Here is a 25,369-nt window from a genome sequence, read left to right on the forward strand (position 1 = left end):
TTTTCTTTTTAAAAATTCACGTATATATCTCTTATCACTCATTCAAACTACATATGATGGAGGTGGGAATATGTATACTGGACGTGATATGACTGAGCTAACTATGATTTCCAAAAATGAATGGAAAGAGGATGAATTAGCTTATTTTCATCATTCATTTCAGCAAATTATGCCTTATCTAAATGTAGAGGGACAAACGATTTATAAAGAAGTTGTGAAAGAAATCGAGTCACGGGGCGGATTATAAACGCGTGGATTTTCAACCTCAAAATACAAATTTATTTTCAATATAAAAAAACGTGTTCCAAAGTTCTGGAACACGTTTTTATTATTTATCCCGCTATTCGCCGGGCAGTAAGACCCCACCTCAAAATGCAGCGAAAGCAAAGAAGTTAGGTTGGGGCCTTGCTGCCCATAAAAGCCCGATTGGTGAGGGCTAATAATCAGTGGGGGATGAAGAAACCCCCCACTGATTAAAGTTTCACTTTACTGCATTGTAATTTTCTCAACACACTTTTCGTAAATTGTACGATGTGATTTCGAGAAAGGTAACTGTTCAAACGCTTCTTTCGATACAAACTTTAATGTATCCGTTTCGACAATATTACCTGTTACTTTTCCGTAAAATATGAAGATATCCCAAGTACGATGTGTAAAAGTATGTTGTACATTCATCGCGTATTCATCAATAGAAACAGAGAGATCAAAGCTCTCCTTCATATAATCCGTAAGCTGTTGTTTTTGATTACGAATACCTTCACTTAGTTCAATATTCGGGAACTCCCACATATTAGCCAGTAATCCCGTACTTGGGCGTTTATTAATTACGTAACGGCCATCTTCAGTTTGAAGTACTCCCGCAACGAGCGGTACCATTGTAGGTGCTTTCGCTTTACTCTTCACTGGTAGTTCTTTTTGAACACCTTCAGCATACCCTCTGCAATGTTCACGTACAGGACAAAGTAAACAAGATGGATTTTTCGGTATACAAATTAATGCCCCTAATTCCATCAAACCTTGGTTAAAATAAGATGGATTTTCTATAGAAATAATTTCACGCACAATCTCTTCAAAAACTTTTCTCGTTTTCGGTTTTGCAATATCATCCCACACTGATAAAATACGAGATAATACGCGCATAACATTTCCATCAACCGCTGGCTCTGGTATGCCATATGCAATACTTAAAATGGCACCTTTTGTATATGGTCCCACTCCTTTTAATTTTTCAATTTTCTTTACATCGCTCGGTACTGTCCCGCCGTATACTTCTTTTACCTCTTTTACTGCAGCATGTAAATTTCGTGCTCTAGAATAATAACCTAAGCCTTCCCATGCTTTTAATACTTCTTCATCATCGGCAGTTGCTAGCGCTTCAAGCGTAGGAAACTTCCCCATAAAATTTGCGTAATATGGTTTTACAGCCTCTACCCTTGTTTGCTGTAACATAATTTCTGAAACCCAAACACGGTATGGATCTTTATTTTTTCGCCACGGTAAATCACGTTGTTCTTTTTCAAACCAACCAATTAAATCATTTTGAAACTGTTCTATGTTAAACTCATTTAATATTTCAAGTGTCAAACTTGATCCCCCTCATTTTTTTGCATATACGTACTATTATAAAGATTTTAGGAAAAAATTTAAGTAAGATGACATAGGAAATAGAAGGCAAAGGACTTGAGGTATCGAATAAAAAGAGTTACATTAATAAAAAACGGAGGTGGATTTCTATGGACACAGCCACTCACCTTGTTATGGGCGTTACTCTAGGCAGTTTGGCAACATTAGATCCAGCTATAGCACAAAGTGATATTGGGCCACAAGCAGTGATGCTTGCAACAATTGCCGGTTCCAATATTCCTGACATCGATACAGTTTTAAAATTGCGTAATAACGCTAAATATATAAGAAATCATCGCGGGATTACTCATTCCATCCCTGCAGTGATCCTTTGGTCACTCCTTATAAGTGGCATCTCTTTCGCCTTCTTTTCAGACGCTCCCTATCTGCATCTACTACTTTGGTCATTTATTGCCGTCTTTCTTCATGTCTTTGTGGATATTTTCAATGCCTATGGTACACAGGCATTAAGGCCCTTCACAAAAAAATGGGTAGCGCTCGGCATAATTAATACGTTTGATACTGTCATTTTCTTTATCCATATACTTGCTATCGCCTGTATGCTTGTCGGAGCACATAAAGGCTATACTGCTTTAGCAGCGTATATATTAATGTTTGTTTACTATATCGGCCGCATTATGATGCATCGAAATATTAAAAGTGTAGTATACAAACGTTTCAAAAATGTAGAGAAAGTAATTATTTCTCCTTCTTACAAATTTTATCATTATCATTTAGCCGTCGTTACAACTGAACATTACTACGTAGCAAGATGGCACCGCGGTAACATCCTTGTATACGATAAATTTAATCGCGTACCGTTCCCGAATACCGCCATTATGCAAGCCGCTGTGCGAGATGAAAATATATCTGCTTTCTTATCTTTCTCGCCTGTATATCGCTGGGATATTTTCGATTATGATAACTATTATGAAGTTCGATTTATTGATTTGCGGTATCGAAGTAAAGATTATTATCCATTCGTCGCAATCGTTCAGCTCGATCAAAATTTAAATATTATTAGTTCATATACAGGATGGATTTTCAGCGAAGAGAAACTTCGAAAGAAACTGGAATTGCTTCCACATTAAAAAAAGCGACCTACGTCGCTTTTTTTAATGTTTCAAATGATCTTCTTGATTGATTAAATGGCTATACTTCGGATTATTTGTACGCATTTCATGAAGGCGCCCTCCATGATTATTAACCCATGTTCGTACCACTTGTTCAGTCATTTCCTCACCTTGGTAACGACCTGATTTAGCATAAGTTGTTCGGAAGTCTTCCCACAGTAATTCAACCCATGCACGAGCTTGTGCGTAAGAAAGGTTGTCATTTTTATCTAATAATTCTTTCGTTAATGTTTCATAAATATCATTCATGTTCTATTCTCCTTTTACCTATTTATTCCCTTAATTTCTAAAGGATAGTTTCTTCTATTTTGCACATTCTATAAGTGATACTTCTTAAAGAGGTATCAACTGATAATGAGGGGGCGTTCTTAATGGGTAGACAAGCCGAATTTTGGTCTGAGTCAAAAAACAACAGCAAAATCGACAGTCAACCGAAAGCGAAATCACGCTTCGCTTCGAAACGACCTAACGGCACAATTAACACGCACCCACAAGAGCGTATGCGTGCTGCAAATCAGCAGGAAGAGTAGTACAAATTAAATTCCTACACGAGGTGATAAAGATGAGCTACCGTGACCATTTAGATCGTCGTTCTGAATTATTTAACCATACGTGGACTCGTCCAAAACATGCGAAGGCGCAAGTTAACGGACAGACGCAACAAACCCAGTCTCTCATTATACTGGCAAACGAATGTAAAAAACGCCAATTTTAGAATCTCCTATCTCCTTTAACGCCTACCAAAGATGAAAACCAGAGAGATTCGCTCTCTGGTTTTTATTTTTCTTGTAGCAAGGAAATTGGTATTCCAATCTCTTCATTATCATGTTGCTTATATCCCCAAGCAAATACCCCATTGAAATACGTAATTTTAAATACCACACCAGGTTCTTCTACTAATTCATATGTCTCACCAATATGGAATTTATTTATATCTATCATATAAGCACGAGCCATAGCCATTTTTCTCATTAATACATCGAATTCATTTACAATTCCAAGTTGCTCAGCCTTTACTGCTTGCTCCTTCAAAACCCCAATTTCTTCCCTTAGCTCATGTGGTGTCATTTCACTATAGCGTTTTGGCGTACCCATCTTATTTCCTCATCCCTCTTCACGTTTCATTTGTAAAAATATATCTATCTCATCAATAGAGAATCCTTTTCGATATAACGCTTGCTTCACCTTATTTTCGAATGTCCAACCATCATACTTCTTATATTTCTCATAATATTTATTCCCATGATAGTGTAACGCTTCTTCTTGCTGTTCGTCATCTTTTTCGTCTTTCAATTCTTCCAAGCAAATTTGAATCACATCTCTAGAATATCCTTTACGAACAAGCATTTCATCTAACTTTAGCTTCATTTGTAAAAATGAATGCTTTTGATAAGATTTTTTCTTCTTTTCTATAAGAAACAAAGCATTCTCCATTTGCTTCTCCTTTGGATACTCTTGTAAACTATGTGTAATGATTAAATCCTGAACACCTTTACTTAATAGCCCTCTCCTAATAACAGTTGGACCTTTTTGATTCACATTACTTTGCGTTCGCACGTATGAAATAGCGTACTCTTTATCATTAATATATCGATCATGTAATAATTTCGAAACGACTTCAGAGATGATGGCCTGTCCCACTTCTTTTTTTCGTAAGAAATCTTCTATTTCTTGTTTTGTTCTCATTTGATAGGATAAATAGGAAATCGCTTGTAAATATGCTTTTTGTACCTCTTCATTGTACAAAATATTCCCTAACGCTACTTCATCAATTTCTAAGCCTTTTTGTAACCCATGTTTCATTAAGATTGATTGATTCACACTAAACCCGTACTCTTCGCCTTGACCTTTATCAATATAAATATTAAATCGTTCTTTCGATCGTTTTTGCACTTCTATTTTTGTAATGACAGTCATACTCTCACCTCTCTATTATTTTAACATAGTCAAGGAACGTTTTTTCTTTTCAAGAATATATATAATGAGGAGGAAATGATTGTGAAAATCGCAATTTCTGGTGGCTCTGGCTTTATAGGCAAATCCCTTTCTAGTTTTTTTATTCAAAAGGGATTTACTGTTTACATTCTTACTCGAAAAAAAATTGCTGAAACTTCACACACTAACCTTCAATACGTACAGTGGACACCGGATTTACAGACCTTCCCTCTCTCCTCTATCGATGTAGTTATTAATCTAGCCGGAGAATCTATTAATAGTAGATGGACAAAAAAACAAAAAGAATCAATTTTAAACAGTAGAATTCAAACAACAAAAGGACTCATTAAACAATTACAAACACTTGAAACAAAGCCACACACATTTATTAATGCAAGTGCCATTGGATACTATGGGACATCTGAAACCGAATCTTTTACAGAACAGCAAGAGACTCCAGGAGATGACTTTTTAGCAAACACAGTATATTTGTGGGAGCAAGAAGCATCTAAAGCCCGCTCCATTGGAATAAGAACTGTCTACACAAGATTTGGAGTCGTATTAGGCGCAGATGGAGGAGCTCTTCCAAAAATGCTACTTCCCTATCAATTATATATCGGCGGTACACTTGGATCTGGAAACCAATGGTTATCATGGATTCATATAGACGATGTCGTTCGCATGATTGATTTCATCATTCACAAAAAAGAAATTGACGGACCTTTTAATATTACAGCGCCAACGCCAATACGGATGAAAGAGTTCGGTGAAATTATTGCCACTATAACTAGGCGACCTCATTGGCTACCTGTTCCTTCATTTGTACTTCGCGCTTTACTCGGTGAGATGAGTATACTTGTATTAGAAGGGCAACATGTATTACCCAATAAAGCTATTAAACATGGATATCAATACACATTTCCAACAGTTAACCATGCATTACAAAATATCCTCTTGCATACAATGTAGTACTTTTAAAATACAGTTTTACGGGTAGTCTATCTCCTCCAAGACTTCTTACTTTTTAAACACCGGAGCATTACTACACGAAAAACCTTTCAGTTACTTTGTCTAAACCTATTCTACACATTACAAGGTGACGGAAATGAGGTCTCTATGAAAATATTGCTCAAACAAGCCATTGTATATCCTATTACATCCCAAAAGTTTCAAGGAGATGTACTCGTTATAGGAGAACGCATTGCCGCGGTCAAACCTCATATTGATACTACTCAGGATATGACCGTTATAGATGCACGAGCTCTTCATCTCTTGCCTGGATTTATTGATGTTCATACTCACCTTGGCCTCTACGATGAAGGTACTGGTTGGGCTGGTAATGATGCAAATGAAACATCCGAAGTTTCAACACCACATATCCGTTCTTTAGACGGGATTCATCCTTTTGATATTGCATTTCAAGACGCTGTACAAAATGGTGTTACGACTGTTCACGTGATGCCCGGAAGCCAAAACATTATCGGCGGTACTACTTGCGTAATAAAAACTGCTGGAACTTGCATAGATCATATGATTATTCAGGAACCTGCTGGTTTAAAAATTGCCTTTGGAGAAAACCCTAAAAAGTTCCATAGTAACGGTACAAAAGAATCAATAACACGTATGGGAATTATGGGGTTACTTCGTGAATCATTCTATGACGCACAACACTACGGGCATGAAGCTGATTTTCGAATGCTACCTATTTTAAAAGCACTCCGCCGAGAAATACCGGTACGTATCCACGCTCACCGCGCAGATGATATCACTTCAGCTTTACGCTTTGCGACAGAATTCAATCTTGATTTACGTATTGAACATTGTACAGAAGGACACTTTATTGTTGAAGAGCTTTCGAAACACAATTTAAAAGTTTCAGTTGGACCTACTCTTACGCGACGTTCGAAAATCGAACTTAAAAACAAAACGTGGGATACTTATCATATTTTATCGAAAAATGGAGTAGAAGTTTCTATTACAACCGACCACCCTTATACACCAATTCAATATTTAAATGTTTGCGCTGCCATTGCAGTAAGAGAAGGATTAGATGAGAAAACAGCGTTGGAAGGAATCACTATTTTCCCAGCTCGAAATTTACGTTTGGAGGATAGAATTGGAAGCATTGATGTTGGAAAAGATGCTGACCTCGTGTTATGGACACATCATCCTTTCCATTATTTAGCCAAGCCTGTACTCACTATGATTGACGGAAAAATAATTTACAAAAAAAATAAAAAAAACTAGTTTATTTTTTTGACTAGATACAGTATTATACGATTATAAACTGAATGAAACCATAATCAATTTGTGTCGTGATTATCATTTTCAAATTGATGAATGGGGAAGGCAAATGGTGCGCCACCAGCGTTAGAAACTGGTTCTAGTGGGTTCGATTCCCACCCCGAAATTTTTTAAAGATTGATATAAAAATTTCGAGGGTGGGTGCTTTTTCGTCATGCTACCCTCGTGTGAGGAGGAGTTAGTGTGTTGAAAAAACGCGACTTACACGACAGCCACGTTCTATACGAATTAATGGTGGATCCTGCTGTCTTCCCTTTTGTGCGTCAAAAGGCCTATTCTTATGAAGAATATTTATTTTTAACGAAACAAACAATCGAAGCCGAAGAGCGTGGAGAATTAATCTCACGCACAATTTTAGATGAATGGGGTAACCCCATCGGCACAATTACTTTATTTGATGTGCAAGAAAAAGCTGGATTCCTCGGAACTTGGCTTGGCAAACCATATCATGGTAAAGGATATAATAAATTGGCGAAAGATTCATTTTTTAGCGAACTTTTCTATGAATTAGATATTGAAACGATTTTTATGCGTATTCGTAAAATAAATATTCGGTCTATTAAAGCTGCCGAAAAACTACAATATGTAAATCTAGCAAACGAAACAAGAAAAGCCGTTTATGATGAAATTAACGCGCATGAAGAAGTATATAATTTATATGAAATTCCAAAAGATCAGTATACACTTGCAACAATGCGAGATACAACATTCCAAGAAGCACACCAATTAAAAGAAGCGTAATCTAAAAATTCAGAAATAATAATCAATCATTACTAGTTTGACATATATGTATATCACCCCATGTCTTTGGAAACGATAGATAGTGACTTTAGGACACGAGGTGATTTGTAATGGATAAAAAGAAACATGATAAAGCAAAAAACACATTATCTAGTACACAAGAAGTTCTCTATCAGCGAGAATTTCGAAAAGCAGATCGTGCAGCGGGCTATCGCTCAAAAAGTATTTAAAGTGAAACTGAATAATTAGAAGGTTTCCCCCCTAATTATTCAGTTTCATTACATAAGATTTTCCAATGAATTAGCAAAAAAGGTTCCTTATTTATAAGGAACCTTTTTTGTGGACAACCTTATCCACAAAAACCGTAGAATTGTGCATAAATTACAAAAGTATTTTACGAATTCATTTATTTAAATGAATTCTAAACGTGAGAATTGTGGATAATTTTCTAAAAATTGTGGATTATGTGGATATAGCTGTTAATATTCCGATTTTACTGTCTAATGAAAGCGTAATCCTTTGTGGATAAAGTGAAACTTTAATCAGTGGAAGTTTTGTTTATCCCCACTGATTATTAGCCCTCACCAATCGGGCTTTTGCGGGCAGTTAATCCCCACCTAACTTCTTTGCTTTCGCTGAATTTTGAGGTAGGGGTCTTACTGCCCACAAATAGCGGGATAAGTTAATAATTCACGTTTATTTTTTTTACAACAATAAAAAAAACCCTCTTTAAATGCTTAAAAGAGGGTTTCATATTAAGTAAAAGATTCGGCAAGAACTGGTGATTTAATAGGTATATGATTCGGCTCTGCATGATTTTCTGCCAAAATTGTATCCACAATATGACCAGCTGGCTCAGGACGATAAATATTTTTCATTGCTTCTTTCATCTGAAGAAGCTTCATATCATCTTGTAATAACGCCTCTGTTTTTGCAAAAACTTCACTATCATCACGAATTACAACTGCAGCCCCTTTTTTTTCAAAATACAACGCATTTTCATTCTCTTGTCCTGGGACAGGTTTATATAAAATGACAGGTACTTGTAATGCAGCTGCTTCGCTTAATGTAATACCACCTGGCTTCGTAATCATACAAGAAGTAACACGGAACAATTCATCAATGTTTTCAACATAACCAAATACTTTTAAAGCATCAGAACCTTGTTCCTGTAGTTCCATTAAATCCTGCTTTAAAGCTTCGTTTTTCCCACAAACGACAACTACTTGTAAGTTTGGTACTGACATAAATGACTGGCATAGCTCTTTTACACTCCCTAGCACACCATGAGCACCTGCTACAATTAGTAACATCTTTTTATCCTTACATAACTGATATTTATTATATATAATTGCTGGATTTATCTTTAGCTCAAAACTGCTACGAATCGGAATCCCTGTTTCAACAATTTGTTCTGCAGGTACACCGATATCAACCATCACTTTTTTCACATGATCGGTTGCTACAAAATAACGATCTACTTCTCGATGGATCCATATTTTATGCACGCAAAAATCCGTTAATACGTTATAAACAGGAATAGAAATACCTATTTGCTTTTTCAATTCTGGTACAGCGATGATTGGAAAGGTATTAATAACAATATCCGGTTTCTCCACCTGTAATAGCGTCTTCAAACGCTTTCTCCCAAAATTCGCATACCAAGATGCTATTTTTTTATCATAAATTTTCTCTACACCATAATAAAACAAACGATATAATTCTTTTCCTACCGTATAGCTTTTTAAATATAAATATTTTGTAATATCGGTTATAACTGGATGTGATTCTCCAAACAAGTCGCATACAATTACATCTTCGATTCCTTTTTGACGAAATGTTTGTTCTAATGTTTTTGCCACTTGCACATGACCGTTACCGTAATGTGCAGTTAATATTAAAACCTTGGGGTTTTTTATCAAACAAATCCACTCCTAGCTTTTTGTTTCTCCATATTGCATATACGACAATAGGAAAAACATTTTCCTTAAAAACTACATACTCGGATTCTAATACTTTCCTGTTAGCTATGTATCTGTCGTGGATATGCAAAGCATATAAGATTGACCCCTTAATCCTATCTGTGCTCATATCTTTACATTATACTTTCCTATAAGAGCTTTCGCAATAACTTACAAATGTTCTATATTCCATAATACTCACTCTTTTACTTCTTAATTCTTTTTACTATTTTGATTTCCCTTTACAATTATGTAAATTTCTCCGCTTATTCTTTACAAAAATATGGATATTCCCTTTTCAGTATACTCTTTTCTAAATATATACTCTAGATTTTATTATGAAGAAACAAAAAGCCTAACCAAATGTTTAGGTTAGACTGCTTGTAAAATATGTTTTGCATGTTCAACATTTTCTTCTGTCGGTGGATTCACATCCGCAAGTGGATACTTATGTCCAAGTGCCTCCCATTTATAAACACCGAGCTTATGATATGGCAGCACTTCCACTTTCTTAACATTAGATAGACTTTGAATAAAGTTTGATAATTTTTGCAAATCCTCTTCACCATCGGTAACGCCGGGAACCAATACATGTCTTACCCAAATTGGTTTCTTTCTATCCGATAAATAACGAGCAAATTGTAAAATGTGTTCATTTGGTTTCCCTGTTAATTTACGATGTTTCTTTGAATCAATATGCTTCAAATCCAATAAAACTAAATCTGTATACTCCATTAAAATATCTAGCTTATTTTGGAATTCTGGTTCTTCAGAATAACAACCGCCAGAAGAATCGATTGTTGTATGGATACCAGCTTCTTTGCACTTTTTAAACAACTGGGTTAAGAAGTCTAGCTGTAATAGTGGCTCTCCACCGCTAACTGTTATACCGCCTCCAGAAGCTTCAATAAATGGAAGGTAACATGTCACATCCTGCATCACTTCTTCAACTGTTATTTCTTTACCTTTACCGATTTCCCATGTATCAGCATTATGACAATATTGACAACGTAATAAACACCCTTGTGTAAATATGACATAACGAATCCCTGGGCCATCAACAGTACCACAAGACTCTACAGAATGTATTCTTCCTTTTACCATGTTACTTCCTCCTTTATTGAAACAGCCTCCCTCCGCTATATATTAAAAGCGGAGGGACACTTTTTTCACTTACATGCTTTCATGCATTGTACGGTTTATTACATCAATTTGTTGTTCACGAGTTAATTTAATAAAGTTAACAGCGTAACCAGATACACGAATTGTTAATTGTGGATATTTTTCAGGATGCTCCATTGCATCCATTAATGTTTCACGGTTAAATACGTTAATATTTAAGTGGTGTCCTTCTTTTATTGCATATCCATCAAGCATAGATACTAAGTTGCGTACTTGTACATCATCTTCTTTACCAAGTGCTTTTGGAATAATAGAGAATGTATTTGAAATACCATCTTGTGCATCTTCATATGGTAATTTAGCTACAGATAATAATGATGCTAATGCACCTTTTGTATCACGGCCATGCATTGGGTTTGCGCCCGGTGCAAATGGTTCTCCAGTACGACGTCCATCTGGAGTGTTACCAGTTTTCTTACCGTATACAACGTTAGATGTGATTGTTAAGATTGACATTGTATGAACAGAATTACGGTATGTTTTATGTTTGCGAATCTTGTTCATAAATGTTTTCACAAGATTTACTGCGATTTCATCTACACGATCATCATTGTTACCGTATTTAGGGAAATCTCCCTCAATTTCGAAATCAACTGCAATACCATTTTCATCACGAATTGGTTTTACTTGTGCATATTTAATTGCACTTAAAGAGTCTGCTACTACAGATAATCCAGCGATACCTGTTGCCATTGTACGAAGAACATTTGTATCGTGAAGTGCCATTTCAATACGTTCATAGCTATATTTATCGTGCATATAGTGAATTACATTTAATGTATTTAAGTATAGACCAGCTAACCATTCCATTGTCATATCGAATTTACGCATAACTTCTTCATAATCTAATACTTCAGAAGTAATTGGTGCGTATTCAGGACCAACTTGTGCTTTTGACTTTTCATCTTTACCACCGTTAACCGCATATAGTAATGCTTTCGCTAAGTTTGCACGTGCTCCGAAGAACTGCATTTGTTTACCAATTCTCATTGCTGATACACAACAAGCAATACCGTAGTCATCACCGTAGTCAGCACGCATAATGTCATCATTTTCGTATTGAATTGCTGATGTTTTAATAGACATTTTTGCACAGTAGTTTTTAAAGTTCTCTGGTAATTGTTTAGACCAAAGAACTGTTAAGTTTGGTTCTGGTGCTGGTCCTAAATTATCTAATGTATGCAAGAAACGGAATGAGTTTTTTGTTACTAACGGACGACCGTCTAACGCCATACCACCGATAGATTCAGTTACCCAAGTTGGATCTCCAGAGAATAGTTCATTATAATCAGGTGTTCTTGCAAATTTCACAAGACGTAATTTCATAATGAAATGGTCAACAATTTCTTGTGCTTTTTCTTCTGTTAAAGTACCATTTGCTAAATCTCTTTCAATGTAAACATCTAAGAATGTAGAGGTACGTCCAAGGCTCATTGCTGCCCCATTTTGCTCTTTAATTGCTGCAAGATAAGCAAAGTATAACCATTGGAAGGCCTCTTGTGCATTTGTAGCTGGCTTAGAAATATCGAATCCATGAGAAGCAGCCATCTGTTTTAACTCTTGAAGTGCACGCATTTGCTCAGATAATTCTTCACGTAAACGCATTGTATCTTCGCTCATTACACCGCCAGTTAAATTATAATCAGCTTTTTTCGCTTCAATTAAATGATCTATACCATATAGCGCTACGCGGCGATAGTCACCGATAATACGTCCACGTCCATACGCATCTGGAAGACCAGTAATAACACCTGATTTACGAGCCGCTTTCATTTCTGGTGTGTATGCATCAAATACACCTTGATTATGAGTTTTACGCCAGTCTCTGAAAATCTTGCTAAGTTCTTTATCCATTTCATATCCATACGCTTCACAAGCTTGTTCTGCCATACGAATACCACCATATGGTTGTAAAGAACGTTTAAATGGTTTATCAGTTTGGAAACCGACCACTTTTTCAATATCTTTATTTAAATATCCTGGTTCATGTGATGTAATAGAAGAAACAATTTTTGTATCCATATCAAGAACGCCACCGTTTTCACGTTCCTTTGTTGTTAAATCCATTACTTGATCCCAAAGTTGTTTCGTTGCTTCAGTTGCTTCCGCTAAGAAAGAGTCTTCTCCATCGTAAACGTTTACATTATTTAAAATGAAATCGCGAACATCAATCTCTGCTTTCCATTTTTCACCTTTAAAGTTTTCCCACGCGCTTTTTACATTTTCTAATACTTGAGTCATCCTAATCTCCTCCATTTTTGATTAGTACAGGACTACGTTTTTTTATATAACAGCTTACACACTTAGAATACTACTTTTTTTCGGAAGTGGACGAAATAGTTGTGACATGTTTGTGAAATGTTGAGCAAACTACTACATACATAGTGTTAACCTCATATAAAACTCTTTAGAATTAACCCTTTCTTTAATTGTATTTTTTTGGTATTCTTATATACGAGTCCTATTTTGTAATATAAGAACGATACCCATTGTAGAGCTGTAATACTCTTATCTCCTAATCTGTTATAGTTTTTATAACAGAGCAAAAAAGTGTACATACGTTGTACACTTTTTTTGTTACCACTATAAAACATCTCTTTTTCTATTTCCATCGTAAAATCCACCACGACTGTTTGTTAATGCAATTAATTGCTCTAATCCTTCTATATGATCACCAATAATTCGAAGGACAGCTGGAGGATGACCTATTTTTGCGAAATGTTCACTGGGACGAATACGGTTCATCTTATCAACATCGACACGACTTACACAAGCAATTTCAAAACCTGAAAGTACAGCTTTCACTTGTGCTACACAAGGTGACAATAATGATTTATACCCTATTTCCTTCAAACAAGTACGACTAAACGCATTAGGTACAGCAATAAGAGAGCCTACTCCTAAATCTTTTCTATCACAAGCTAAATTTAATGCATATTTAAATGCTGTTACAAGATGAATTGGTACTCTCAAATCTAAATAATGATTTAAATCATTTAATGCGACATCCGTTCCATCTGCAATAGCTTTTGCAAAGGGATATAGCTCACTAGCTGGAATAACAAAGTCACCGTCTATAAATAAAACAATTTCTCCTTTTGCAAAATAAGTTCCAAGCGAACGCCCCACATCGTTTCCAAGTGCTTCTTTATACACAATTGTTGTTGCTCCCTTGTCTTTTGCAATTGTTGCCGTTTTATCGGACGAACCATTTACAACAACGATGATTTCAAAAGGTTCAATTTTGCGAAGCTCTTCTATAACGTTTCCAATTGTTTTCTCTTCATTTTGCACAGGAATAATTACCGATAATTGCTCTCCTTTATACAAATTAGATGTAACGCCCCATCCTTGATAAAAATCTTCAAAATTTAGAGTATGATAGACACTCTCTCTTTTCCTATTTCCATCATAATATCCTCCGCGCCCATCGCTGCCTAATATCCGCTCTGCTACAGCTTCTATATGATCACCTATCATTCGTTTTTCAGATTGAGAAAGATCCGTGCCATATGCAGCATGCTCGAATGGACGAAATTTATTTGGCGTAATAACGTCAATTGCACAATGACGACTAATTCTCCATTTACTTTGTGCTAGGCGTAGATGAGCCACAATAGGATTAACAAAACATTCGTCTCCAATACTTTGCACAACTTCCTTCGTCAGCGCATGAGGTACAGATAATAAAGAATCAATTTTTAATTCTTCACGCTCTAACATTGCATTTAATATTTGGCGCCATACTGTCACGGAGTGCGGTTTTTGTTTCTTTAAAAATAATGCGTCCAAATTATTTAAAACGATGTCCGCCTGATCATGTAAAATCGGATTAAGGAATAATTGTAATTTTGAAGTTTGAATAGCAAAATCTCCATCTACAAACAGTAATACATCACCTATCGCATGTTTTGCACCAACTGCGCGTCCAACGTCGTTACCAAGTGACTCTTTATGCTGGATTACTGTACATCCTAAGCTCTCAGCAATCGCTTCTGTACCATCATTACAACCATTTGCTACTACAATAATCTCTACTGGATTCAATGGTTTTACCGATTGAACCACATCTGAAATCGTATCCACTTCATTACATACGGGAATAATAACTGATAACGACTTAGCCATTGTTTTCTTCACGAAACCATTTAATAGTTTCTTTCAATCCTTGTTCCCACGTTACTTTCGCTTGAAACTGAACAAGTTCTCTTAATTTCGTTACGTCTGGTCTTCTATTTGGAATCTCTTCAAATCCATGTGGATATACTTCCTCAAATGGAACGTGCACAATTTTGGAAATAGACTTCGTTAATTTTTTTATATCTTCCGCTACTACCCTTATATTTTTTTCATTCTCAGAACCTATATTAATAATTTCACCATTTACCTTCTCATCCATTGCACGAATTGTTGCCTCGACCGCATCACTTACATACGTAAAGCAGCGTGTCTGCTTTCCATCTCCATACACGAGAATATCGTCACCTTGCAAAGCCGCACGAATAAATCGTGGAATTACTCCTGCGTACGGACCATCTTTCGCTCTTGGACCATAAATATTAAAATACCGAACAATCGTTACAGGTAAACCTTCTAATGTGTACCCTAAACATAATGTTTCCTCTAACGTTTTACAAATTGCATAACTCCAACGTATTTTGGAAGTTGCACCGTATAAACGATCTCCTTCTTCAGAGAATGGTGGCTCTCCCTTTCCATATACTTCAGAAGTAGATGCAAATACTACTTTCTTCTTCCCTTTTAACGCTGCTTGTAAAATATTTCTCGTTCCATCGAAATTTGTTTCAATAAGCTCTACACTTTTTTCCATTGTAGTTTTGACTCCCAAAATTGCCGCTAAATGAAACACCACATCATGTTGATTCACTAATTCATAAATTGAATTTTTATCTAAAACGCTTATTGGAATAACCCGGAGCTCTTTCATTAACTCATTATGATATTTATTTTTTCCTTTATAGAAGTTATCCACAATAGTAACTTCATAACCTCTTTTCACCAACTCTTCAGCTAAATGCGAACCAATAAATCCTGCTCCACCTGTAATCAAACATTTTTCACTCATACACTCACCTTCTTTACGATTCCACGTGTATCTATTAATCGCTCAATCCCTTTAAAAAGATTCCAATCGATACTAGAGTGATCCGTTACAATTAAAATACAATCTGCTTGTTTAATTCTTTGTTCATCTAATGGAACAGATTGATATAGTGTATCTCCAATTTTCGCTGTAGAAATATACGGATCATGATATTCTATCTTGTATCCTTCTTTTATTAATAATTGAATAATTGGCAACGCCGGTGATTCTCTCAAATCATTTACGTCTTTCTTATATGCAATCCCTACTATTAAAACCGTTGCGGGTGATTGCACCATGTCTTTTACTTTCCGGACTATTTTCTCTGGCATTTCTTCATTAATTACATGTGCCGCCTCAATTAATCGGCTAATTGCTCCATTCTTTTTTATTCTCCATTGAAAATATAAAGGGTCTACCGGTATACAATGTCCCCCTATTCCTGGTCCTGGCCAATACGGAGTAAATCCAAATGGTTTTGTAGATGCTGCTTCAAGTGCCTCATAAAAATTAATATTCAAACTTTCACAAAGTATATTTAGCTCATTTACTAATGAAATATTAACTAAGCGCTGAATATTTTCAAATAGCTTACACATCTCGGCTACTTTCGGGGAGCTAACTGGAACGATTACATCAAATATAGTGCTATACAAATCCTGTACTTTTTGTTTACACTGCTCGGTTTGTCCACTAATAACTTTTGGAATTGTTTCGACTGAATACTGGCTATTCGCTGGGTCAATTCGCTCTGGTGAATAGCCAATATAATAATCTTCTCCTACCTTTTTACCTGTTTGAGAAATAATCGGAATGATAACTTCCTCCAGTGTACCTGGATATGTGGAGCTTTCAAAAATGAAGGTTTGTCCTTTTTGAAGGTTTTGTTGTATATAATGGGAGGCTGAAATGAGGGCACTTAAATCTGGTTCTTTCTGCTCATTAATTGGGGTTGGCACGGTCACAATAACATAATCGCTACGCTTAAAATCCGCAACACCTTTATCTGGTGTATTCACTATTAATCTTCTTTCGTTTATTAAGCCTTGTAATACTTTAGAAGAAACATCAGGAATATAACTTTCTCCTTTAATTATTGATTCTATCTTCCTAGTATCTTTATCTAATCCCAGTACAGCATGTCCTCTTTCTGCAAAAAGGACCGCTAAAGGAAGGCCAACATATCCTAATCCAATAATGGTTACTTTACTACTAGCATTCATCTATATTCTCTTCTTCCCTTCTCAATTGTAGTATTATATCTCTATCCCTTTCTCCGTCTGTAAAACTCCCGCGCCCATTCGTATGTTGTAATAAATAAGCAATCGCCTCAAGCTGATCACCGAAAATACGATCGAATGCAGGAATTCGTCCATTTACAAACCCATGCTGCTCTGGACGTACTCGATTTGTTTTTATAACATCTACGAATTCCACTGTTGTAATAGAACATTCTTCTAAAATAGCTTTCATTTGAGCTAGTGGTGGAATGATAAGAGAATCATATCCAATTTTCTCTATTACCTTTTTATGCATAGCATGTGGCACTGCCGTCAATGAGTTGTTCCATAAATCTGGTCGTTTCGCTACCAAATTCACGAAATATTTACCCATACTAATTGGATCTGCCGGGTGAAACATATCTAACAAACATTGCAAATCATTTAACGCCACATCATTTCCGTCTTCAATAGCATGCAAAAATGGAATTAGCTTTTTTGCCGGAATAACAAAATCGCCATCAACAAATAAACAAATATCTGCCGTAGCATGCATAGCCCCTATCGCTCGTGCTACATTATGTCCAAGTGCCTTCGCGAATTCAACTACAATAACATTCTCTAGCTTTGCTTGTTTAATTGTCTCGGCATCTGCTCCATTCGCAACAACTATAATTTCATCTACACCTGCTTTTTTCACTTCCTGTATGACAGATCTTATAGTCATTTTTTCTTCTGATACGGGTATAATAGCACTGTATTTCGCTTTTTCCTTTTGTAATAAAACTGGTTTATACTTCCCTATAAACTCTCTATCCCTGTTTCCCTCCGAAAAACCGCCACGTTTACCATATGTTTCGATTACGTATTGCAAAGCACGTAAATGATCGCCCATAATGCGACTAGTCGCTTTCGGATAAGGAGAACCAGGTGATGTACCAGTATGCACAGGACGAACTTTATTTGTATGAATTACATCAACCGAAGCCATATCGACAATATCTACTCCTCTAGACATCGCCATCGCTTGAAATAGCGCTGGATCTGCTAAGTTCCACCACCCAAGATTCTGAATAATTTCCCTACTCATCGCATGTGGAATTGCAATTAAAGAACCAACAACAAGCTCTTTTTTATTCAAATAACGATTCAACATACATTTTCCAACTGTTGTATAATGTGGTCTCATCTTTAAATACACAGACCATGTTAAATTATTCACAACGATTTGATGACCCTGCTGAATTCCTTTCACGAAACGTTGTAGTTCTTTACTCTCAATGACAATATCACCGTCTAAAAACAATATAATTTCACCTTGTGCTTCTTTAGCTCCAACTGCCCGTCCCACATCATTACCGAGGGGATTTCTATAGTAAATCACATGACAATTATGCTCTAATGCGATTTCCCTCGTTCCATCTGTCGATCCATTATCTACTACAATAATTTCATACGGTTCGAGCTTCTCTACTTCTACTAAAACTTGTGATAAAGTACTTGCTTCATTATGCGCTGGAATAACAACTGATACTCTCATGCTTGTATCACGCTTACCCTTCCAAACGAACATAAGAAATAATAGGAATACGTACAACCACATCTTCCGGTGGTCCATAAGAAGGAGAAGTACGAACACTTACTGCCCCGTCCGTCACAGATAAAAGAATGCCTGCAACAATTTCTACAGCTGTCACAACTTGCACTAACTCACCAACATGCTTACGCAATTCATCAGTAAATAACATATATAGGTCTCCTTTCTTACACTTCTTTAATTGATATAATACTTGTAAATGGTAATAAAACTTCTGTTCCAATTCCTTCTTGCAATGTTAAGAAATCATCACCAACTGCTACAATAACACCTGTTAACTGTCCAACTGTCACAGTAATTTCTACGTTTTTACCTAAATACTGCTTTGCAATTTCTTTAAAAGGTGATATATTACATTCTTTCAAAATGTTACAAATAATAGATTGAAATTGACTTGATTCTATAAATTCTTCCGTAGCTTGCTTAGAATTTCTTTGAATAAACTTCGCGAAGTTTTGTGAAAATAAAAGTCGTTCCACAGCAGGCAATAACTTATTATCTAAAAAATAATCTAATTGTCTATTAAACAATCTCGATAACTTTTTCCAATACTTACCGAACAGACACATACACTTCTCCTCCTATTATTTTTAAATTATAAAAAATACATCCATACATCTTAATCTATACAAAACAGGCTTTTTTTGTGATAGGTAAGACATACATTTTCTAAAAGAAATAATTGTTTCAGAGCATAAAAAAAGATAGATGGTTTCCCATCTATCTCTTTGTTAATCTTTAATTTTTAATTGTCACAATGGCAGCTACGCCGTAATATACCGCTCTTGATAATTCTGCTTGTCCGGATATAGAAGCTGTAACAAGGGATCCACCACTTGCCGAAAAATATTTTGCAGCTTCTAACGGAATACCATCTTCTTTCACATCAATATGTGTTCCATCTTGCCAGTCTATTTTCTGCATTGTTGCTGAAAAGTCCCCAGTCACTTTACCAATTTCCTTACCATTCATCTCTAAAAATATCCATTCCCATTTTGTTAAACTTAGTACTTGTTTCAACTCTCCAATTTTCTTTCCATTTACACTATAAAATATATAGAAGTTACGCACGCCCATCTTCTTTTGAACACGCAGCAACCTTTCTCCCGATTGATTATATAAATAAAATTGTTGCTTATGTAGTCCCTTAAAAAGAAAAGAAAGTGCACCTTTCCATATACTTTGAATAACGGAATTATACTCTTCTTTTAAAAACCCTACTGCACTGCCATCTAATCCAAAGTACGTTATTACTTGAAATACCCCTACCTCTCTACGAACAACGAACTTTTGTTGTTCAAATAATCTAGAGCTCCCTATATTACAATTATCCTGTCTAAGCATTTTTGCTCTTCGTTTTTCTATAAAACTATATATTAGTAATCCAAACGCTGGTAGCAAAATACCTATTAATTTCAGAATTTCTTTATCTGAAGTGAATATTGTTCCTTTTTTATATTCCATAACTAATCCAATTACAACGATAATCCATACAATGATAGCTATAAACAAAGTTCGTTTCGCATTGCGTGCATGATGCTTATGTATACTCATAAACCTCCCCCTTTTCCATTTATTTCATTATCGCACCGCACATATATTTCCTCAATGCAAAAAAAACTATCCAAAAGGACAGTCTTTTACACTTCTATATTTCGTAACATCGTATAAATGTCGTTATTCACTTTACCAAATGATTTAATGTTATTTTGAATGTTAGATAATAAAACCACATATACACTACCATTTTTACTAAAACCATTTAAGCAATTCCAACCTGGCATTACACCGTGATTTGAATAGCTTCCTGGATCTACATACCAGCCAAATCCATAATCCTTTTTCACGGCTGTAAACATTTGATTATAACTCTCTTTTGAAATTAATTTTCCAGAAAAGAGTGCTTCATTAAATAAATATAAATCATGCGCGCTCGTATATATATCACCACAACCATATAGTTGTGACATGCTCGGAATATTAGGTGTTGTCATATTGTTATTCACTATTTTATAACCCGTTGATGGGAATCTTGTTTGTTCCAACGCTGTACCGAAACCAGAATGTTTCATACCCGCAGTCGCAAAAATATGTTGTTTTATATATTCTTCGAGCGACTGTCCACTTACCTTCTCAGCAATGTAAGCAAGTATAGAGTAGTTCGAATCGGAATACTTCCATTTCTCTCCTGGACTCCCGATACGCTTTTGATTTCCTATCCGCTTTATCAGTTCTTCATGAGAAATATCCTCTTTTCCCTGCTCATATTCCGGAATGCCTGATGTATGTGTTAATAGATGTTTTAACTGAATGCTATTACCTTGAGGAAAGTCTGGAATATACTTTGCAACTGTATCCTCTACTTGTAACTTATTTTGATCTTTGAGTTGCATAATAGCAGTCGCCACAAATGCTTTTGAAATAGAACCAATATAAAAGGTCGTCTCTGAATTATTCGGCACTTGCTTCTCTTTATTAGCCATGCCGTATCCTTTATTCACAAGAACTTTCCCATTCTTCACAATAACAGCTGTCCCACTAAATCCCATGCTCTGTAAATATTGATCCAATTGAGCGTTTTCATTAATTTCTTGAGGCGGTCCTTCAGCAGGTTTCTCTATAACTTGCGCCTGTTTTATCTGTTCTTCCTGTTCTTTTTGTTTTCTTTGTTTTTCAGCTTCTTGCCTTTTCACTTCTTCTATCTTTTTTATCTCTTCTTGTTTTTTCATTTCTGCTGCTGCTTTTAAAGTTTCCTCTTTTTTATTATGCGCAACAATTTTTGTATACATGAAATATACAAGTGAAAATAGTAGGACGAGAATGATTGTTCTTTTTATGTATACAATCGGACGACGTACTTTCCCATTAACAGTATTTTTTTCCTGATCCATGATTACCTTTTTCCCCTTATTTACCGATAATTTAATTCATCTACACAAGACTTTCTCCAAATCATTTCAGTAGATTATAGACATTCCATTCTATGTCATCCCTACTTTATCACGCGCTGAACATATTACCAACCTATATGTATAAAAAAGAAAAAGAAAATTTACAAAAGTAAGATTCCCTTTAAAATTTCAACATAATAAAAGAGGATATCCTGTAAAAGACTGGTGTTATCAATCTTTTTGGATATCCTCTTATCTAACTATTTATACGTGTTTTTTCATATCATCGGCAACAGATTCAACATTTGTACCTACGATAACTTGTACACTTGTGTTACTTAATTTCATAACGCCTTTTGCACCTGCGCGTTTTAATGCTGGTTCATTTACTAAACTTGCATCTTTCACTTGTAAGCGTAAACGCGTTGCACAGTTATCAATAACTGCTAAGTTTTCTTTTCCGCCTAAAGCTGCTACGTAAGTTTCACCAATTGAACCTGCAACTGGTGCATCACCCTCTTCAGCTAACTCATCGTCATCTTCACGACCAGGAGTTTTCAAGTCGAACTTCTTAATTAAGAAGTAGAATACTGCAAAATAAATTGCTGCATAAATTAAACCGATTCCTGCTAATAATACAGGTTTTGTTGCAATACCGAAGTTTAAAACGTAATCGATTGCACCGGCACTAAATGAGAAACCATCATGAATGCCCAGTGTTGTTGTAATGAATAAAGAAAGACCTGTTAATACTGCATGAATACCATATAGTACTGGAGATAAGAACATGAATGAGAATTCAATTGGTTCTGTAATACCAGTTAAGAATGAAGTTAATGCTAGGCCACCTAACATACCTGTAACCATTTTACGTTTTTCTGGTTTCGCAGCCGCAATCATTGCGAAACATGCTGCCGGTAAACCGAACATCATGATTGGGAAGAAACCAGTCATAAACATACCTGCTGATGGATCTTTTGCGAAGAAGCGTGCAATATCACCATGAACGATATCACCAGCTGCGTTTGTAAAGTCACCAAGTACAAACCAGAAGTATGTATTCATTACGTGGTGTAAACCGATTGGAATTAATAAACGGTTTAATAATCCGAATAAACCAGCACCAACTGAACCTAAGTTTACGATACCGTGTGCTACTGAATCAATACCACTTTGAATTGTTGGCCAAATTTGACCGAATACTAATCCTAAAAGAAGCATTACAATTGAAGTAATGATTGGTACGAAACGTTTCCCCGCAAAGAAACCTAACCATTCTGGTAATTTAATCTTATGGAATTTGTTATATAGTAATCCAGCAACAACCCCAGCAATAATACCACCAAGTATGGCCATATTTATTTTTGGCGTTAACGCCGCTGCTTTTGAAACTTTTGTCATTGTATCTGCTAATTTAGTTGGATCTGCTGAACCGACTAAATCCTGAACACTTTTCAATTTATCATTCAGCTCTGCTGCTGAATATGCCTTACTTAGAGCGTTCGTTGTATTTTGTAAAACAAGATATCCGATTGCCCCAGCAAGTCCTGCTGCTCCACTACCATCAATAGACAAACCTATTGCAACACCAATTGCAAAAATAAGTGCTAAATTATCAAAAATTGCTGCACCGGCCTGTGCCATAACAGGAATATTAAATACATCTTCTTGCCCTAAACGAAGCAATAATCCTGCTGCTGGTAGCACTGCGATTGGAAGCATTAACGCTTTACCAATACGTTGTAAAAACTGCAACATTTTAATTCCCCCTATCAAATTTATGAAATCGTTATCATTATAAGTACGCCTTAGAAAACGCTTTCTATTTACATAACCATAATAACATATAGTTGTATAGATGTGTAGTTTTTATTTCCGAACTTTTTATGGATAAATCTCCTATTTCCAAACTGTTATATAAAAGGAAAATTCTCCTTTTTTAACACGGAATAATCGAAACTGAAGACTCACTATAGAACATTCAACTTTCGTTTTATCATTCCACTTTTTCATGTTATTATTTATTTCCGAGCATATCGGGAAAAGTAAACTTAGTTAATTCGAAATAGGAGCGTTGGTACTATGCAGTGCATTGAAACAAACAACTTACAGCAGTTGTTAGAACAAGTAAAACCATATACGAAAAAAGGAAAACTTGCTACTTATATCCCCGAACTAGGAAATGCAAATCCAGATGATCTAGGGATTGCTATTTTTCATAAAGAAACAGAATATATCCATGCTGGTAACTCACAAACACTATTTACTCTTCAAAGTATTTCTAAAGTAATTACACTTGCCCTTGCCCTTTTAGACCGTGGTGAAGAATATGTATTTTCTAAAGTTGGAATGGAACCAACTGGTGACCCATTTAATTCTATTATTAAGCTTGAAACGACAAGTTCTTCCAAGCCTCTTAATCCAATGATTAATGCAGGTGCATTAGCTATTACAAGTATGCTAGCTGGTAATGATAACGAGGAGAAGATGGAACGCATTCTTCAATTTGTGCGTGATATAACAGACAATCCTACTATTAGTTATTCTTCTAAAGTTGCCACTTCTGAATTAGAAACAGCTTACTTAAACCGTTCACTTTGTTACTATATGAAACAAAATGGCATCATCGATAACGATATTGAAGAACTTATGGATTTATATACGCGTCAATGTGCAATTGAGGTTAACTGTATCGATCTAGCACGTATTGGTTTAATCTTTGCAATGGATGGGTATGATCCTTATAAAAAGAAACAGATCATCCCTAAACATATTACGAAAATTTGTAAAACATTTATGGTTACTTGCGGGATGTATAATGAATCTGGTGAATTTGCAATTCGTGTTGGAATCCCTGCAAAAAGTGGTGTAGCGGGCGGAATTTTCGGCTGCGTAAAAGGCGAAATGGGAATCGGTATTTTCGGACCAGCTTTAGATGCAAACGGAAATAGTATCGCTGGTTTTAAAATTCTTGAATTACTTTCTGCCCAAGAAGGTTGGAGTATGTTTTAATTTAGAAGTTATCCTGCTATATTGGCAGGATTTTTTATTTCACAAAAATCCGTTCTACTAGGCATCAACACACTTCAAAAAACAGTAATAAAAGTTCTCTTTATTATGCATATTTGCTCCCCCCTCCTGAATAATATAGTACAACCTAGCGCTGTATGTGGAGGTGTAAAAGATGAAACTCATATTTCAAATGGAGAAACAACCTGTTCTCGAAAAAACAATTCTTCTTTTCATATTGAGTATTGTAGAAAGTTTGAAACTAAAAGTTGTTTCACTCGATGAAGCTCACCGATACATATTCAATTTAGAAGTGCTTGAACTATTAATGGATCGGAACATCGATGATCAAGTACTAGAACTTATTCATTTCGGAATGGGACTTGAAGACATTTACCATGTACTTCCCGAAGAACTTGAGCATAGTATCGAAGAACTGAAATGGCTTTGTATTCAAGTTTTAAGTGAGTACAGTATGCATGATGATGAATGTGCACAACTAATTGAAGATATACGCTAAAAAGCACCTATGCAGGTGCTTTTACTTTTTTAAACCTTTTTACACACAAAGATTTGTATAATACTTACAATCTTTCATTACCGTGAAAAGATTTCACGTCGATATATGCAATTTCTTAGTGTATTTCCAAGGAAATACTCGAATACTGT

The 25,369-nt window shown here is 35.7% G+C and carries 27 protein-coding genes; 10 read left to right on the forward strand and 17 right to left on the reverse strand.

Annotation, left to right across the window (positions count from 1 at the left end):
* Positions 1–70: 70 nt before the first annotated feature.
* Positions 71–247, forward strand: a complete 177-nt coding sequence (locus ABH959_RS18035) for a hypothetical protein (protein WP_002091123.1) — start codon at positions 71–73, stop codon at positions 245–247.
* Between the two features lie 239 nt (positions 248–486).
* Here ABH959_RS18035 and mutY read toward each other — a convergent pair whose 3' ends face one another.
* Positions 487–1,584 carry an A/G-specific adenine glycosylase gene (gene mutY, locus ABH959_RS18040; RefSeq protein ID WP_002091125.1) on the reverse strand — a complete coding sequence of 366 codons (1,098 nt, stop codon included), beginning with the start codon at positions 1,582–1,584 and terminating at the stop codon, positions 487–489.
* A 149-nt stretch (positions 1,585–1,733) separates the two neighbouring features.
* Here mutY and ABH959_RS18045 point away from each other — a divergent pair, with 149 nt between their 5' ends.
* Positions 1,734–2,714, forward strand: a complete 981-nt coding sequence (locus ABH959_RS18045) for a metal-dependent hydrolase (RefSeq protein ID WP_002125060.1) — start codon at positions 1,734–1,736, stop codon at positions 2,712–2,714.
* A 24-nt stretch (positions 2,715–2,738) separates the two neighbouring features.
* Here the strand turns inward: ABH959_RS18045 and ABH959_RS18050 are convergent, their stop codons facing one another.
* Positions 2,739–3,005: a YfhJ family protein gene (locus ABH959_RS18050; RefSeq protein ID WP_002010328.1), complete on the reverse strand. Its 267-nt coding sequence runs from the start codon at positions 3,003–3,005 to the stop codon at positions 2,739–2,741.
* 122 nt (positions 3,006–3,127) lie between these two features.
* Here ABH959_RS18050 and ABH959_RS18055 point away from each other — a divergent pair, with 122 nt between their 5' ends.
* Together ABH959_RS18055 and ABH959_RS18060 are read left to right on the forward strand one after the other, a co-directional pair.
* Complete coding sequence (locus ABH959_RS18055; RefSeq protein WP_002125059.1) at positions 3,128–3,286, forward strand: small, acid-soluble spore protein K; 159 nt, start codon at positions 3,128–3,130, stop codon at positions 3,284–3,286.
* Between the two features lie 32 nt (positions 3,287–3,318).
* Positions 3,319–3,471: a YpzG family protein gene (locus tag ABH959_RS18060; protein WP_002010325.1), complete on the forward strand. Its 153-nt coding sequence runs from the start codon at positions 3,319–3,321 to the stop codon at positions 3,469–3,471.
* A 62-nt stretch (positions 3,472–3,533) separates the two neighbouring features.
* On the opposite strand, the gene ABH959_RS18065 is transcribed toward ABH959_RS18060, so the two are convergent.
* Positions 3,534–3,851: a YfhH family protein gene (locus tag ABH959_RS18065; RefSeq protein WP_002010323.1), complete on the reverse strand. Its 318-nt coding sequence runs from the start codon at positions 3,849–3,851 to the stop codon at positions 3,534–3,536.
* 9 nt (positions 3,852–3,860) lie between these two features.
* Complete coding sequence (gene recX / locus ABH959_RS18070) at positions 3,861–4,673, reverse strand: recombination regulator RecX (RefSeq protein WP_002125056.1); 813 nt, start codon at positions 4,671–4,673, stop codon at positions 3,861–3,863.
* An 81-nt stretch (positions 4,674–4,754) separates the two neighbouring features.
* Here recX and ABH959_RS18075 point away from each other — a divergent pair, with 81 nt between their 5' ends.
* The 4 genes from ABH959_RS18075 (at position 4,755) to ABH959_RS18090 (ending at position 7,966) form a co-directional block, all read left to right on the forward strand.
* The gene (locus ABH959_RS18075) at positions 4,755–5,660 is read left to right on the forward strand and encodes a TIGR01777 family oxidoreductase (protein WP_002140287.1); all 906 of its coding nucleotides are present in this window, start codon (positions 4,755–4,757) and stop codon (positions 5,658–5,660) included.
* A gap of 147 nt (positions 5,661–5,807) precedes the next feature.
* On the forward strand, positions 5,808–6,938 hold the full coding sequence (locus tag ABH959_RS18080; protein WP_002010318.1) for an amidohydrolase: 1,131 nt from the start codon (positions 5,808–5,810) through the stop codon (positions 6,936–6,938).
* 240 nt (positions 6,939–7,178) lie between these two features.
* Positions 7,179–7,736: a GNAT family N-acetyltransferase gene (locus ABH959_RS18085; RefSeq protein ID WP_002091129.1), complete on the forward strand. Its 558-nt coding sequence runs from the start codon at positions 7,179–7,181 to the stop codon at positions 7,734–7,736.
* 110 nt (positions 7,737–7,846) lie between these two features.
* Positions 7,847–7,966, forward strand: coding sequence for a YfhE family protein (locus ABH959_RS18090; protein WP_078178179.1), 120 nt, complete (start codon positions 7,847–7,849; stop codon positions 7,964–7,966).
* 525 nt (positions 7,967–8,491) lie between these two features.
* On the opposite strand, the gene ABH959_RS18095 is transcribed toward ABH959_RS18090, so the two are convergent.
* The 13 genes from ABH959_RS18095 to nagE all read right to left on the reverse strand — a co-directional run bounded on the left by ABH959_RS18095 (position 8,492) and on the right by nagE (position 23,449).
* The gene (locus tag ABH959_RS18095) at positions 8,492–9,658 is read right to left on the reverse strand and encodes a diglucosyl diacylglycerol synthase (protein ID WP_404457945.1); all 1,167 of its coding nucleotides are present in this window, start codon (positions 9,656–9,658) and stop codon (positions 8,492–8,494) included.
* Positions 9,659–10,069: 411 nt separating this feature from the next.
* The gene (gene pflA / locus ABH959_RS18100; RefSeq protein ID WP_002010313.1) at positions 10,070–10,801 is read right to left on the reverse strand and encodes a pyruvate formate-lyase-activating protein; all 732 of its coding nucleotides are present in this window, start codon (positions 10,799–10,801) and stop codon (positions 10,070–10,072) included.
* Positions 10,802–10,870: 69 nt separating this feature from the next.
* Positions 10,871–13,120, reverse strand: a complete 2,250-nt coding sequence (gene pflB, locus ABH959_RS18105; RefSeq protein ID WP_404449270.1) for a formate C-acetyltransferase — start codon at positions 13,118–13,120, stop codon at positions 10,871–10,873.
* 152 nt (positions 13,121–13,272) lie between these two features.
* Positions 13,273–13,491: a hypothetical protein gene (locus ABH959_RS18110; RefSeq protein ID WP_002125049.1), complete on the reverse strand. Its 219-nt coding sequence runs from the start codon at positions 13,489–13,491 to the stop codon at positions 13,273–13,275.
* Complete coding sequence (locus ABH959_RS18115; RefSeq protein ID WP_404493056.1) at positions 13,463–15,007, reverse strand: glycosyltransferase family 2 protein; 1,545 nt, start codon at positions 15,005–15,007, stop codon at positions 13,463–13,465. The genes ABH959_RS18110 and ABH959_RS18115 overlap by 29 nt, the downstream gene beginning before the upstream one ends.
* Positions 15,000–15,965 (reverse strand): NAD-dependent epimerase/dehydratase family protein, encoded by a 966-nt coding sequence (locus ABH959_RS18120; protein ID WP_113937960.1) that lies wholly within the window; start codon positions 15,963–15,965, stop codon positions 15,000–15,002. The genes ABH959_RS18115 and ABH959_RS18120 overlap by 8 nt, the downstream gene beginning before the upstream one ends.
* Complete coding sequence (locus ABH959_RS18125) at positions 15,962–17,206, reverse strand: nucleotide sugar dehydrogenase (RefSeq protein ID WP_113937961.1); 1,245 nt, start codon at positions 17,204–17,206, stop codon at positions 15,962–15,964. Before ABH959_RS18125 ends, ABH959_RS18120 begins: the two co-directional genes overlap by 4 nt.
* Positions 17,196–18,743 carry a glycosyltransferase family 2 protein gene (locus ABH959_RS18130; protein WP_404493015.1) on the reverse strand — a complete coding sequence of 516 codons (1,548 nt, stop codon included), beginning with the start codon at positions 18,741–18,743 and terminating at the stop codon, positions 17,196–17,198. Before ABH959_RS18130 ends, ABH959_RS18125 begins: the two co-directional genes overlap by 11 nt.
* A gap of 13 nt (positions 18,744–18,756) precedes the next feature.
* Positions 18,757–18,951, reverse strand: coding sequence for an LSm family protein (locus ABH959_RS18135; protein ID WP_002139544.1), 195 nt, complete (start codon positions 18,949–18,951; stop codon positions 18,757–18,759).
* Between the two features lie 16 nt (positions 18,952–18,967).
* On the reverse strand, positions 18,968–19,369 hold the full coding sequence (locus ABH959_RS18140) for an LSm family protein (protein WP_002166989.1): 402 nt from the start codon (positions 19,367–19,369) through the stop codon (positions 18,968–18,970).
* A gap of 169 nt (positions 19,370–19,538) precedes the next feature.
* Positions 19,539–20,354 (reverse strand): hypothetical protein, encoded by an 816-nt coding sequence (locus ABH959_RS18145; RefSeq protein WP_002029609.1) that lies wholly within the window; start codon positions 20,352–20,354, stop codon positions 19,539–19,541.
* 86 nt (positions 20,355–20,440) lie between these two features.
* Complete coding sequence (locus ABH959_RS18150) at positions 20,441–21,691, reverse strand: serine hydrolase domain-containing protein (RefSeq protein WP_404493016.1); 1,251 nt, start codon at positions 21,689–21,691, stop codon at positions 20,441–20,443.
* 264 nt (positions 21,692–21,955) lie between these two features.
* Positions 21,956–23,449, reverse strand: a complete 1,494-nt coding sequence (gene nagE / locus ABH959_RS18155; protein WP_061674657.1) for an N-acetylglucosamine-specific PTS transporter subunit IIBC — start codon at positions 23,447–23,449, stop codon at positions 21,956–21,958.
* A 324-nt stretch (positions 23,450–23,773) separates the two neighbouring features.
* On the opposite strand from nagE, the gene glsA reads away from it, so the two are divergent.
* Both glsA and ABH959_RS18165 read left to right on the forward strand, forming a co-directional pair.
* Positions 23,774–24,703, forward strand: coding sequence for a glutaminase A (glsA, locus tag ABH959_RS18160; protein WP_002151698.1), 930 nt, complete (start codon positions 23,774–23,776; stop codon positions 24,701–24,703).
* A gap of 172 nt (positions 24,704–24,875) precedes the next feature.
* Positions 24,876–25,220, forward strand: a complete 345-nt coding sequence (locus tag ABH959_RS18165) for a DUF3969 family protein (protein WP_002091149.1) — start codon at positions 24,876–24,878, stop codon at positions 25,218–25,220.
* Positions 25,221–25,369: the final 149 nt, after the last annotated feature.

Origin of the sequence: Bacillus sp. RC51, assembly GCF_044908115.1 — a bacterium.
Lineage (GTDB): Bacteria > Bacillota > Bacilli > Bacillales > Bacillaceae_G > Bacillus_A > Bacillus_A mycoides.